The organism is Janthinobacterium lyxosi (assembly GCF_051380665.1).
GTDB lineage: Bacteria > Pseudomonadota > Gammaproteobacteria > Burkholderiales > Burkholderiaceae_D > Janthinobacterium.
This window is the reverse complement of sequence record NZ_JBNYXM010000013.1, coordinates 158,863-170,508: the sequence shown is the minus strand read 5'-3', so window position 1 is coordinate 170,508 and position 11,646 is coordinate 158,863. Positions and strand designations below refer to the sequence as shown.

Genomic DNA, 11,646 nt, shown 5'->3' with positions numbered 1-11,646 from the left:
TGCCCAGCAAGTGTTGACAGGCATTCTTAGCCGCAGGCGCGCGTGCAGCCGCGGTATTGCACTTCACAGGCTTGCTGGCGTTCGGCGCGCCGGGCGCGGAAGGCCTGGGCTTGCGTCGGTTGCAGCTGCTGCGACTGGGGCCCCGTTGCCCGGCCCGCGGCAGCGTAGGGATTGCTGCTGGGCTTCATCGACAAGATGGGGCTGCTATCGTTTTCCGTGGCGCCTTGCACTCGCGCGCGGCAATCCTGGCGTGCCGATGCGCACACGGGCGGGCACAGGCCCGCTTCGGGGATGACCTTGGGCGCGTCGCGCTTGTCTTGTGCAGGCGCAGGCGCTGTCAGGGCCAGACAGGCCAACAGTATCAAAGGGCCGGCAATTTTCAGCATGAACACTCTCCACGTTTGCGTGCGCAACCCCATGGCTGCACACCGGCTGTCCACTCTACATCTTGATAATATTTTTGCCTAGCGCGCCATGGCCGTTTGCCACGCCCGGGGCCCGGTGTTACAGTCAAGGCACTGGACAGCAATGGAGGCGTGCATGAAACGAGTCACTGGCATCGGCGGCATCTTCTTCCACGCGCAAGACCCGGCCGCGCTGCGTGCCTGGTACCAGCGCCATCTGGGCCTGGACGTGCAGCCCTGGGGCGGGGCCGCCTTCACCTGGGCGGACGCCGATGGCCAGCCCACAGGCGGCACCACCATCTGGTCCGTGGCAGCACGGGACGGCGAGCAATTCGCGCCCGGCAAGGCTTCTTTCATGATCAATTACCGGGTCGATGACCTCGATGCGTTGCTGCAAGCCCTGCGCGACGAAGGCTGCACGGTGCTGGACAAGGCGCCCGACTCGGAATATGGCCAGTTCGGCTGGGTCATCGATCCCGAGGGCAACAAAGTGGAGCTGTGGCAGCCACTAAAGGGGCAATAAGCAGGACAGGCGCCAGATCAGCGATAATATCGGCTCAGCTAACTATTCTATTTATTTATGCGCGACATTATTGCTGGATTTCTACGCTTCCAAAAAGAGGTTTTTCCCACGCGCCGCGAGTTGTTCAAGACGCTGGCCACGGGACAAACCCCCAAGGCCCTGTTCATTTCCTGTTCGGACAGCCGCATGGTGCCGGAACTGGTGACGCAGCGCGAACCAGGCGAGCTCTTCGTGATCCGCAACGCGGGCAACATCGTGCCTTCGTATGGACCCGAACCGGGCGGCGTGAGCGCCACGGTGGAATTTGCCGTGTCTGCCTTGAACGTGAGCGACATCGTTATTTGCGGCCATTCCGATTGCGGTGCGATGAAGGCGATTGCCACTTGCGCCTGCCTGGACCACATGCCGGCCGTGCGCAGCTGGCTGCACCATGCCGATGCGGCGCGCATGATCAACGAATCGGTCGAGCATCCGACGGAACAGTCGCGCATCGATGGCATGGTGCGCGCCAATGTGGTGGCGCAACTGAATAACCTGCGCACCCATCCCTCGGTGGCGCTGGCCATGGCGCAAAACCGGCTGACCCTGCACGGCTGGGTGTACGACATCGAGAACGGTTCCCTCGACGCGCTCGACGAGTCGACCGGCCACTTCGTTCCGCTCGCCGAACACCCGGCCTCTCAGCTGTAATCGGCTGCAAGCATCCGGATCTGCCGCGGCAGAGGGCTGGGCCCAGCGCTTCCCCTGCCAGTTTTTGCTCCCTCCGGTACAATCGCGCCTTATGTATATCGATTCCCATTGCCATATCAATTTCCCCGAGCTGGCTGCTCGCATGCCCGAGATCCTCGCCAAGATGGCCGAGAACAAGGTGACGCACGCGCTGTGCGTGTCCGTCGACTTGCCGGACTTTCCCCAGGTGCTGGCCCTGGCCGAGCAGTATCCGCATATTTTTGCTTCCGTCGGCGTGCATCCCGACTACGAGGACACGCCTGAGCCATCCGTGGAAGACCTGGTGCGGCTGGCCGACCACCCGAAGATTATCGCCATCGGCGAGACGGGCCTCGACTACTTCCGCCTGACGGGCGACCTGGAGTGGCAGCGCGAGCGTTTCAGGACGCACATCAAGGCGTCAAGAATCACGCGTAAGCCCTTGATTATTCACACAAGAGCGGCCAGTGTAGACACCATCCGCATCATGCGCGAAGAGGGCGCCGGGGTGTCCGACGGCGGCGTGGCTGGCGTCATGCATTGCTTTACAGAATCGCTCGAAGTGGCGCGCGCCGCCATAGCCATGGGCTTCTATATTTCGTTTTCCGGCATCGTCACGTTCAAGAGCGCGAAAGACTTGCAAACCGTGGCCCTGGAAGTGCCGCTCGAACGCATCCTGATCGAGACGGATTCGCCCTACCTGGCGCCCGTGCCCTTCCGCGGCCGCATGAACGAGCCCGGCTATGTAGCCCACGTGGCGGAATACCTGTCGACCCTGAAAGGCATCCCTTTGGACCAGGTGGCGCGCCAGACGACGGAAAATTTCTTCAAGTTATTCAATCAGTTGCCATAACTTCTTAAGGTCAAACATGATGAAAAAACTCGTCCTGGCGATGCTGCTGTGCTGTGCCGCCGCCAGCCACGCGGCGCCGGAACCGGATGCCTTCTTCCGCGCCGTGTCCGTCAACAACGCCAGCGGCGTGCGCAGCATGCTGGCCGAAGGCATGAATCCGAACCAGGCTGACGCGCAGCGGGGCGACATTCCCCTCGTGCTGGCCCTGCGCGACGATGCGGACAAAGTGTTCAAGCTGCTGCTCGACACGCCCGGTATCGATATCGAAGCGCGCTCGGCCAATGGCAACACGGCGCTGATGATGGCGGCTTACAAGCACAAGCAGGACGCCGTGGACGCCTTGCTGGCCAAGGGCGCCAAGGTCAACCAGAGCGGCTGGACGGCGCTCCACTATGCGGCCTCGGCGGGCGACTTGCCCATCATGAAGGTTTTTCTGGAGCGCGATGCCGTGGTCGATGCGCGCGCGCCCGCCAACGTCACGCCGCTGATGTTTGCCGCCCGCGAAGGGCAGGAAGGCGCCGTCAAGCTGCTGCTGTCCTGGGGCGCGGACGCCAGCCTGAAAAGCGATCATGGCTGGACGGCCGTGCAGTTTGCGCAGGCCGGCGACAAGCCGGGCGTGGTGGCCATCATCGAAGCTGCCCAGAAGGCGCGCGCCGCCCGCAAGTAATGTTTTCAAGCAATGTTTTAATTTCAATACTTTCCATGCCAGCGCTGAAACTGGCATGGAATTGCCTTTCACCTCAGCCCTTTGTTCTCCCTGGCGATTAACGATAATGATCGTGTCGCATTAATCAGGAGATCTTTCGCATGGGCAATCAAACCACCGTCAGGCGCCGGCTGTACTGTCGCCGCCCCTCGCGCAGCCCGTGCGATATCACTGCTTTCTGGAATGACAAAACCGATCGGCCATCGGAGCCAGACTCCAAGAGGACAGACATGCTGAATGAACGAGAAATCGAGAGTTGTTACCTGGGGCAATTTATCCCCGTCCATTACCATCACAATATGTTGATGGACCAGAACCGCATGCACGGGTTCAAGTCGGCGATCGATTACGCGGTAAAACCCGGCATGAAGGTGCTGGAGCTGGGCGGCGGCACGGGCGTGCTGTCGTGGTTTGCGGCCGCGCGCGCCGACAAGGTCTGGTGCGTGGAGTTCAACCCGGACATGGTCAAGGAAGCGCGCAAGATGCTGGCGCTCAATCCCAACGGTGAAAAAGTCGAAGTCGTCCACGCGGACGCCTTTGAATACCTGCCGCCCGAGCCTGTCGATGTGGTCATCTGCGAAATGATTCATGTGGGCATGCTGCGCGAAAAGCAGGTGGAAGTGATCGAATCGTTCAAGCGCCGCTACCTGGCCCGTTTTGGCGGCCCGCTGCCCATTTTCCTGCCCGAAGCCGTCATCATGGCCGTGCAGCCCATGCAGCAGGAATACGACTTCGAGGGTTTTTATGCGCCCATCGTGCAATTCCAGGAAACCACGGCCATCCACCCGGGCGTGCAGGAACTGGCGCCGCCGTCCGTCTACAGCATCATCGACTTCAGCCAGCCGACGGACACCGTGTTCGGCTTTGACGGCAAGTTTGTCGTCGAGCGCAGCGGCACCCTGAACGCCTTGCGTTTCGTCACCAAGAATATCCTGGCCGTGGTGCCCGAGCGCTCGACCACCATCGACTGGCTGAACCACTACATGTGTTTGCCGCTGGCCGCGCCGGTGGCCGTGAAGGCGGGCGACGTCTTGCAGGTGAGCTTCCAGTACCGCGCGGGCGGCTCGATTCCCTCGCTGGAAGCGTCGATCCGCGCGCAAGTCATCTACGATGTCAATCTGCAACCGGTGGTGCAGAACGCCGTTTACGCATAAATATCATTGCATTAAAGGCAGCGCCGCAGGCATTTCGTCCTGCGGCGTTTGTCCATTCAGGGTATATTTCGTCTTTTACCACTGGACAGCTTTATTATCATGGAACAGATCGATCAGCGTTACCTCGTGCAACAGAACAAAATCAGCGATGGCGAGACCAAGCCGCCCGTGTTTGCCAAGGTAATGCGCAGCAAGGAAGGCGCGTTTGAGGGCGTGTCCTTCATCAAGTCGAAGGAAAAGGCCACCATCATGACCATCGAAGAGGCCAACCAGGCGATCAAATGGGCCGCCAACAAGAAGCCCAATGCGCATGAGTACATCACGAAAGTGATTTGCGTCGGCCAATAAGGCGCTCGCCAGCGACCGTTCATCCCCGTTTTTACTCAGTTCATCCCCGCATTGTGCAGTTCATCGCATGGTCGTTGCCGCCCCGGTAGCGCTTTTATATAGTGCTGTCACGGTAGCGGGGCAAGCACGGCTTGCTCCGCACATTTTATTCGAGGGGAACGCGATGCTGGGATTTGTGCTGTGGCTGCTGCTCTTGCTGGTGTGCTGGCCCCTGGCCTTGCTGGCCCTCGTGCTGTATCCGCTGGCCTGGCTGCTGTTGCTGCCATTGCGCTTGATCGGCATTGGCGTGGAAGGCGTGTTCGAACTGCTGCGTGCCATCGTCATGCTGCCGGCGCGCGTGCTGGGTGGCGGCCGGCGCTAAAAACTATGTTTCCCATAAAAAATGGCGCCGTCGGCGCCATTTTCATTTCTGTCACTGTGCTGCTTACAGGTCGACCATGAAACCGGCGCCGATCGATTTCTGCGAATAGTTGTAGTCGATCAAGCTCTGGCCATAGCCGGAGAACAGTTGCAGATAGCCTTTCAGGTTGGCCTTCAATGGAAACGCCCAGCTTGCCTGCATCGAACCATGCTTCTTGCTGAAATTGCGGCGCGCCGTCACGGCATATTCATGCCCCTTGTTGCGGTAGCTCACGCGCAAGTCGCCATGCCCCATGTAATCGGTGATGTCGATATTGTCATTGTCGGTCTTGCCATTGTCGAGACGGTGCCAGATGCGCGTCGTGACGGCCAGGTTGTCTTTTTCCACGCCCAGCTCGGCATACACGCGGTTCCAGCTGCGCGACAGGGTCGACGTCTGGCCATTCGACTGGTGCACCAGGCCGAAGTTCAGGTAATTGAATTCCACACCGGCAAAATTCTTGTTGATCGGCAAGACCAGCATCAATTCCGGCTGATAGTTGGTCTCGCGGAAGGGGCTCGATGCCTTGCGGTTATACGCTTGCCAGAAACTTTGCTGCGTGTAGCCGAACCACATGTCGATGGGCGTGCCGGCTATGTCTTCCAGCAACTTCATCTTGAAGCTCAGCTGGAAGGTCAATTCCACATGCTGGCTCTTGATGCCGCCTGGCGTGAAATCCTGGAACGGTTCGTCGTTGGAGGCGTCGCTGTAATTGGCCAGCAGCAGATAAGTGTCGCGGTGCGGGCGGAAGTTGAACAGGCCGCGCTTCGACGCTTCGTTGAGTTCCCAGGATTGCTGCGTGCGCGAAATCGGCGCTTCCGGTGGCGCCGCGCCAGCTTGCGCGATCACGGGAATGGCGGCGTTGACCGCGTCGGGCGTGGCCACGCCAGGCGGACTGACCGGGGTGAGGGGGGCGGCCTCAGCGGCAGCTGCCAGGGTGACGGCCGCGGTGGCGGGATCACCGCCGGCGGCGATGGTGGCTTTTTCCGCCGCCTTGGCCAGGGTATCGAAGCAGCCCAGGCGGGCGCTGGCATCGCCAAGCACGGCGCAGCGCTGCATCTGTTGTTCCAGTTCGCCGGCCATGGCCAGCGCCGGGGACGCCAGCAGGGAGGAGAGGATTATTTTTCTTAGTCGGATAGTCATAGGCTGAGTGGGGCATGTCATTCGGTGCACACCTGGGCTGGCATGCCGGCGGCGTCGCCTTGCACGATACATCACCGTGCGTCTTGATTCTGATTCATCTTTGTTGGATTAACAGAGTTAAAAGTATAGCCGAAACTCTTGTTTGTCCTGTGCAACACGCGTGCGCGTTAGTATTAGTGTTGCGCCCACGGTAAAAACTGCTCACTGGCTGTCCGCCAAATCGATGTCTGCTACACTGGAAAACCGGGTGCCGGGGCTAGCCAAGGAGATTGTGATGACCCGCAAAACACCTATCGAGCGCTACCGCAACATTGGCATCAGCGCCCATATCGACGCCGGCAAGACCACCACTACCGAGCGCATCCTGTTTTATACGGGGGTCAATCACAAGATCGGGGAAGTGCACAATGGCGCCGCCACCATGGACTGGATGGAGCAGGAGCAGGAACGGGGCATCACCATCACCTCGGCCGCCACCACGGCCTTCTGGAAAGGCATGGCCGGCAACTTTCCGGAACACCGCATCAACATCATCGACACGCCGGGCCACGTGGATTTCACGATAGAAGTGGAGCGCTCGATGCGCGTGCTCGACGGCGCTGTCATGGTCTACGATGCCGTCGGCGGCGTGCAGCCCCAGTCCGAGACCGTCTGGCGCCAGGCCAACAAATACCACGTGCCGCGCATCGCCTTCATCAACAAGATGGACCGGGTGGGCGCGGATTTCCTGCGCGTGCGCAAGCAGATCGCCGCCCGCCTGAAAGGCGTGGCCGTGCCCATCCAGCTGCCCATCGGCGCCGAAGAGCATTTTACGGGCGTGATCGATTTGCTGAAAATGCGCGCCATTACCTGGGACGACGCCAGCCAGGGCGTGCAGTTCAGCTATGGCGAGATTCCCGCCGAACTGCGGGAACAGGCGCAGGAGTGGCATGAGCACATGGTCGAGCACGCGGCCGAAGCGAGCCTCGACATGACGGAACGCTACCTGAATGGCGACACGTTCACGGAAGCGGAGCTCAAGCAGGCATTGCGCGCGCGCACCATCCGCAATGAAATCGTGCCCATGCTGTGCGGCAGCGCCTTCAAGAACAAGGGCGTGCAGGCGATGCTGGACGCCGTCATCGAATACCTGCCGTCGCCCATGGAAGTGCCGCCCATCATGGGCCACGACGAGCACGACAACGAGGTGGAGCGCCATCCGACGGACGAGGAGCACTTTGCCGCGCTGGCCTTCAAGATCATGACGGACCCGTTCGTGGGGCAATTGACCTTCTTCCGCGTGTATTCGGGCGTGGTGAACTCGGGCGACATGGTCTATAACCCCACCAAGAGCGCGCGCGAACGGCTGGGGCGCATCCTGCAGATGCATGCCAACGAACGCAAGGAAATCAAGGAAGTGTATGCAGGCGACATCGCCGCCGCCGTGGGCCTGAAAGCCGTGACCACGGGCGACACCCTGTGCGCCATCGACCACATCATCGTGCTGGAAAAGATGATTTTCCCGGAACCCGTGATTTCGCAGGCGGTCGAACCAAAGAGCAAGCCCGACCAGGAAAAGATGGGCATCGCGCTGAACCGCCTGGCGCAGGAAGACCCATCGTTCAAGGTGCACACGGACGAGGAATCGGGCCAGACCATCATGTCGGGCATGGGCGAATTGCACCTGGAAATTTTAGTCGACCGCATGCGCCGTGAATTCGGCGTGGAAGCGAACGTGGGCAAGCCGCAAGTGGCTTACCGCGAAACCATCACGCGCACGGTGGAAGATATCGAGGGCAAGTTCGTCAAGCAGTCGGGCGGACGGGGCCAGTATGGCCACGTGGTGCTGAAACTTGAACCCTTGCCGCCAGGCACGGGCTACCAGTTCGTCGACGCCGTCAAGGGCGGCGTGGTGCCGCGCGAATTCATCCCCGCCGTCGACAAGGGCATCGTCGAAACCTTGAAGGCCGGCGTGCTGGCCGGCTACCCCGTGGTGGACGTGAAGGCAACGTTGACCTTCGGTTCCTACCACGACGTCGATTCGAATGAAAACGCGTTTCGCATGGCCGGCTCGATCGCCTTCAAGGATGGCATGCGCAAGGCCCATCCCGTGCTGCTCGAACCGATGATGCAGGTGGAGGCGGAAACGCCGGAAGAGTTCATGGGCAACGTCATGGGTGACCTGACGGCCCGGCGAGGCATGGTGCAGGGCGTCGACGACATCCCCGGCGGCGCGGGGCGCATCGTCAAGGCCCTGGTGCCGCTGGCCGAAATGTTCGGCTATTCCACCACTTTGCGTTCGCTGACCCAGGGCCGCGCCACCTATACGATGGAATTCAAGCACTATGCGGCGGTGCCCAAGCATATCCTCGAGCAGGTGGCGGCGGCGGGGAAGGCGAAGTAGGCTCAATGGACCAAATTGGGGACTGCCGCCAGGTGCCGCTGCAATTTGACCAGATATCGGCGCCGCTGTTACATTAATTGCCAGTCCACCAAAACAGGAGAGAGCATGGCCACCGCAGAACAGAAGCAGGAAGGGCAGCACCGCGACAGCAGCGACTTTGTCATCACGCAAACCTTCGACGCGCCGCGCGAACTGGTGTTCCAGTCGTGGGTGGAGCCGGAGCGCCTGGCCCATTGGTGGGGACCTGTCGGCTTTGAATTGAGCGTGCTGGCGCTGGACTTGCAGCCGGGCGGCATCTTCCACTACGGCATGCGCGCCGACAATGGCTACGAGATGTGGGGCAAGTTCACCTACCAGCAGATCGAAGCGCCCGAAAAGATTGTCTCCATCCTGTCGTTCGCCGACAAACAGGGCAACCCCGTGCAGCACCCCGTCAGCGCCACCTGGCCGCTGGAATCGTTCAATACCATGACCCTGACCGAGGAAAATGGCAAGACGACGATGACCTTGCGCTCCACGCCCCACAAGGCGACGGATGAGCAGCATGAGACTTTCAAGCAGGGGTTTGAGTCGATGAAGCAGGGATTTAAGGCTACTTTCGGCCAGCTGGCCCAGTACTTGGCGCGTGTTCAATAAAGAACAGCGGGCCTGAGTCGCGGGCCTGAGAAAATGGCCATGGCCGCGTTGCTTGGGCTTGCCGTACATGCGTACTGTCTGCGCCCGCGCGCCTTGCCCTGGCCATTTTTCAGGCTCGCTGGGCCCGGGGAGCCATGGTTTGAGGCGCGGGCGAGTTCTTGCTGTCGTTGCCATTTCGCGTTTGAGGGACGTCTGCTTGCGCCCCAAAGCGGACTCACAGGGCATAGATGTCCAAAGTAGTGGTGACCTGCGCTGTGCGGCTTTATCGCCCAGCGTACAGTGCGTGCAGGACACGTGGTCGACCGCCGGGTAACGCCCCCCTATCATTTACTTTTTGGGGGATTGCTAGATTTGCTAGGTTTGAGGGATGGTGTATTCCCTGGTGTGGTTTTATTATCACGGCGGCGCTGATCCGGCTGCCCTGTTGATTTTGCTATCGGCTTTGGTCCTGGTTTAAGTGCCATGAATGCTCTCCTTTGTGGTTAAAAAATTACAGTTTGTGCTTACCTTCCAACGTAAAGCGGACGTCAAAATGACGCCTTTGAGATTTCCAGTATGACGCAATAACACACTTTAAGCTAGCTTCACCGGGCTAAACTGGACTGTGGTGAACTTTAGGCGTCCCAACGTCATGAGCATTGTCTGCTTATGGCCGCTAGCGGCCCACGAGCATAACGAATTACCAAGCGAGAAGGGACACGCATTGTCACGTCGACTGGTGGACTTCGCAGGCGCTAGCCGTCCGTAATTACCTATCGATGATTTGCGCTTCCAGTACACTAAACACCGTTGTCCCTGAAATTGAACGTAGCGTTCCATCTCTACCGAGAGGCATGCCTTGCGGGGAGACGTCACGACTCATTGCGCTCGGCATCGCGCTCGCGGCAGCTCAGGGATGCATAGTGCGCCTTGGGAATCTTGTTCTTGATCGCCACTTCGCGCAGTGCATGTGCAAAATCAACATGATCGGTCAGGGTGCAGCGGCTGGCGCGGGCGAACTGTTGCAGATTCTTGATGCTGCCATGGACTTTCAGCGTGATCCCGACGCCGGGGCTGACGCAGCAGCCTATGTATTTGTCGATGTATTCTTCTTCGATCAGCACCAGTTCGTGGCCCATCAAGGGCGCTGGCTTGTCCAGCAGGTAGTAGTCGGTGTAGTCGAAGCGCTGGCGGGGCGTCTTGCTGACCAGACCGGCGTGCTGGTAGGCGCGGATGGCCTGGCCGGACGTGCCCGTGCGCTCGGTCGTGCCCTTTTTGAGCTGCATGGCATGCAGCAAGCCGCTTTCGAGTGACAGGGTGTCGGCGGCGAACGCCATGGCGGAGCTGGCGGCAAGCAGGGTGATGGCGATGGCGCGTTTCATTTCGCCTCCATTGCCAGCATCTGTTTGATTACCGGCAAGATCATCCGCCACGCATTCGACGTGGCCGCGATCTCGTCGTAGTGGCTGGCGCCGGGCAAAATCAGCACTTCCGCATGGTCGCCGGCCAGCTTGGCCTTGGCCGCATAGTCGTGCGCGACGCGGGGCGGGGAGATGGTGTCGAGCTCGCCCGTGGCCAGCACGGTGCGGCTGCCGTTGGGCATCAGGTCGGCCGCGTTGGTGTCGCTGTAGATGTCGGGACGCTCAGTGCTGGCGCTGCCTGCCAATTGCGCGATGTCGCGCTCGCAGCTGGTCTGGATCAACTCCTTTTCGTGGCGCAGGTCGGCCAGGCCGCCCAGGCTGAGGATATTCTTGATCGGCAAATACTGCTCGCGGTACAGGGGACTGGTCTTCGGCAGTTTTTCCCTGCCGGCGATCCATTGCACCAGCTGGCCACCGGCCGAATGGCCCATGGCGACGATGCGGCTGGTGTCGAGCTGGTACTGTGGTGCGTGCTGTTGCAGGCTGTCGAGCGCCGCGTGCATGTCTTCGTAGGTGCCCGGGTAGCCGCCGCCTTCCTCGTCGACCCGCCGGTACTCGACATTCCACACGGCGATGCCTTGCGCCACCAGGGCGCCGGCCATGTTGCGCATTTGCTTGATGCCGCCAAAGGCCACCGTCCAGCAGCCGCCATGCACGAGCACGACGACGGGGAACGGTCCGCTGCCTTCGGGCCGGAACAGCTGCGCGTATTGCGACGGCGCGGGGCCATACGCGATCTGCGCCGTGGGCGGGGGGCCGTTCAGGGCCAGGTAGTCGTCCAGGCTCATGGGGGCGGCGACGGCACCGTGGACGGAGGCGAGCAGGGCGAAGGCGATCAGGGAGGACGGCAAGGAGGTGGGCATGCTGGGGTTCGCTTGAGAAGAGAGCAATACTTTAGCATAGGGCCGCGTTGCCGCTGAGATCAAGCGGTGCGCTGTTTTCCTCTAGAAGAGGGTTGCCCCATGGTATATTTCGGGCATCAGTTTTC

At 60.6% G+C, this 11,646-nt stretch carries 13 protein-coding genes; 9 read left to right on the top strand and 4 right to left on the bottom strand.

What is annotated here, in order from left to right:
• Window positions 1-26: 26 nt before the first annotated feature.
• Window positions 27-386 (bottom strand): hypothetical protein, encoded by a 360-nt coding sequence (locus ACQ4WP_RS16280; protein ID WP_436522366.1) that lies wholly within the window; start codon window positions 384-386, stop codon window positions 27-29.
• 154 nt (window positions 387-540) lie between these two features.
• Here ACQ4WP_RS16280 and ACQ4WP_RS16275 point away from each other — a divergent pair, with 154 nt between their 5' ends.
• The 7 genes from ACQ4WP_RS16275 to ACQ4WP_RS16245 all read left to right on the top strand — a co-directional run bounded on the left by ACQ4WP_RS16275 (window position 541) and on the right by ACQ4WP_RS16245 (window position 5,057).
• Window positions 541-927 (top strand): VOC family protein, encoded by a 387-nt coding sequence (locus ACQ4WP_RS16275; RefSeq protein WP_436522364.1) that lies wholly within the window; start codon window positions 541-543, stop codon window positions 925-927.
• A gap of 57 nt (window positions 928-984) precedes the next feature.
• Complete coding sequence (locus ACQ4WP_RS16270) at window positions 985-1,617, top strand: carbonic anhydrase (protein ID WP_436522363.1); 633 nt, start codon at window positions 985-987, stop codon at window positions 1,615-1,617.
• Window positions 1,618-1,708: 91 nt separating this feature from the next.
• Window positions 1,709-2,488, top strand: coding sequence for a TatD family hydrolase (locus ACQ4WP_RS16265; RefSeq protein WP_436522361.1), 780 nt, complete (start codon window positions 1,709-1,711; stop codon window positions 2,486-2,488).
• 16 nt (window positions 2,489-2,504) lie between these two features.
• Complete coding sequence (locus tag ACQ4WP_RS16260; RefSeq protein WP_436522359.1) at window positions 2,505-3,155, top strand: ankyrin repeat domain-containing protein; 651 nt, start codon at window positions 2,505-2,507, stop codon at window positions 3,153-3,155.
• A 269-nt stretch (window positions 3,156-3,424) separates the two neighbouring features.
• Window positions 3,425-4,348: a class I SAM-dependent methyltransferase gene (locus ACQ4WP_RS16255; protein WP_436522357.1), complete on the top strand. Its 924-nt coding sequence runs from the start codon at window positions 3,425-3,427 to the stop codon at window positions 4,346-4,348.
• A gap of 99 nt (window positions 4,349-4,447) precedes the next feature.
• Window positions 4,448-4,696, top strand: a complete 249-nt coding sequence (locus ACQ4WP_RS16250; protein ID WP_436522355.1) for a hypothetical protein — start codon at window positions 4,448-4,450, stop codon at window positions 4,694-4,696.
• Between the two features lie 163 nt (window positions 4,697-4,859).
• Complete coding sequence (locus tag ACQ4WP_RS16245) at window positions 4,860-5,057, top strand: hypothetical protein (RefSeq protein ID WP_096235523.1); 198 nt, start codon at window positions 4,860-4,862, stop codon at window positions 5,055-5,057.
• A gap of 63 nt (window positions 5,058-5,120) precedes the next feature.
• Here ACQ4WP_RS16245 and ACQ4WP_RS16240 read toward each other — a convergent pair whose 3' ends face one another.
• Window positions 5,121-6,179, bottom strand: coding sequence for a phospholipase A (locus ACQ4WP_RS16240; RefSeq protein WP_436522353.1), 1,059 nt, complete (start codon window positions 6,177-6,179; stop codon window positions 5,121-5,123).
• A gap of 334 nt (window positions 6,180-6,513) precedes the next feature.
• Between ACQ4WP_RS16240 and fusA the strand changes: the two genes are divergently transcribed.
• The gene (gene fusA, locus ACQ4WP_RS16235; protein ID WP_436522351.1) at window positions 6,514-8,622 is read left to right on the top strand and encodes an elongation factor G; all 2,109 of its coding nucleotides are present in this window, start codon (window positions 6,514-6,516) and stop codon (window positions 8,620-8,622) included.
• A 105-nt stretch (window positions 8,623-8,727) separates the two neighbouring features.
• Entirely contained in the window at window positions 8,728-9,258 is a 531-nt protein-coding gene (locus ACQ4WP_RS16230; RefSeq protein ID WP_436522349.1) for an SRPBCC family protein, read from the top strand.
• Window positions 9,259-10,109: 851 nt separating this feature from the next.
• Here the strand turns inward: ACQ4WP_RS16230 and ACQ4WP_RS16225 are convergent.
• The gene (locus ACQ4WP_RS16225; RefSeq protein ID WP_436522347.1) at window positions 10,110-10,619 is read right to left on the bottom strand and encodes a hypothetical protein; all 510 of its coding nucleotides are present in this window, start codon (window positions 10,617-10,619) and stop codon (window positions 10,110-10,112) included.
• A complete protein-coding gene (locus ACQ4WP_RS16220) occupies window positions 10,616-11,521 on the bottom strand; it encodes an alpha/beta hydrolase (protein WP_436522345.1) in 906 nt (301 codons plus the stop codon). The genes ACQ4WP_RS16225 and ACQ4WP_RS16220 overlap by 4 nt, the downstream gene beginning before the upstream one ends.
• Window positions 11,522-11,646: the final 125 nt, after the last annotated feature.

What these genes read in the sequence shown, in the direction of transcription:
- ACQ4WP_RS16280 (WP_436522366.1), bottom strand. Translation starts at nt 386, where the DNA reads ATGCTGAAAATTGCCGGCCCTTTGATACTGTTGGCCTGTCTGGCCCTG.
- ACQ4WP_RS16275 (WP_436522364.1), top strand. Translation starts at nt 541, where the DNA reads ATGAAACGAGTCACTGGCATCGGCGGCATCTTCTTCCACGCGCAAGAC.
- ACQ4WP_RS16270 (WP_436522363.1), top strand. Translation starts at nt 985, where the DNA reads ATGCGCGACATTATTGCTGGATTTCTACGCTTCCAAAAAGAGGTTTTT.
- ACQ4WP_RS16265 (WP_436522361.1), top strand. Translation starts at nt 1,709, where the DNA reads ATGTATATCGATTCCCATTGCCATATCAATTTCCCCGAGCTGGCTGCT.
- ACQ4WP_RS16260 (WP_436522359.1), top strand. Translation starts at nt 2,505, where the DNA reads ATGATGAAAAAACTCGTCCTGGCGATGCTGCTGTGCTGTGCCGCCGCC.
- ACQ4WP_RS16255 (WP_436522357.1), top strand. Translation starts at nt 3,425, where the DNA reads ATGCTGAATGAACGAGAAATCGAGAGTTGTTACCTGGGGCAATTTATC.
- ACQ4WP_RS16250 (WP_436522355.1), top strand. Translation starts at nt 4,448, where the DNA reads ATGGAACAGATCGATCAGCGTTACCTCGTGCAACAGAACAAAATCAGC.
- ACQ4WP_RS16245 (WP_096235523.1), top strand. Translation starts at nt 4,860, where the DNA reads ATGCTGGGATTTGTGCTGTGGCTGCTGCTCTTGCTGGTGTGCTGGCCC.
- ACQ4WP_RS16240 (WP_436522353.1), bottom strand. Translation starts at nt 6,179, where the DNA reads ATGGCCGGCGAACTGGAACAACAGATGCAGCGCTGCGCCGTGCTTGGC.
- fusA (WP_436522351.1), top strand. Translation starts at nt 6,514, where the DNA reads ATGACCCGCAAAACACCTATCGAGCGCTACCGCAACATTGGCATCAGC.
- ACQ4WP_RS16230 (WP_436522349.1), top strand. Translation starts at nt 8,728, where the DNA reads ATGGCCACCGCAGAACAGAAGCAGGAAGGGCAGCACCGCGACAGCAGC.
- ACQ4WP_RS16225 (WP_436522347.1), bottom strand. Translation starts at nt 10,619, where the DNA reads ATGAAACGCGCCATCGCCATCACCCTGCTTGCCGCCAGCTCCGCCATG.
- ACQ4WP_RS16220 (WP_436522345.1), bottom strand. Translation starts at nt 11,521, where the DNA reads ATGCCCACCTCCTTGCCGTCCTCCCTGATCGCCTTCGCCCTGCTCGCC.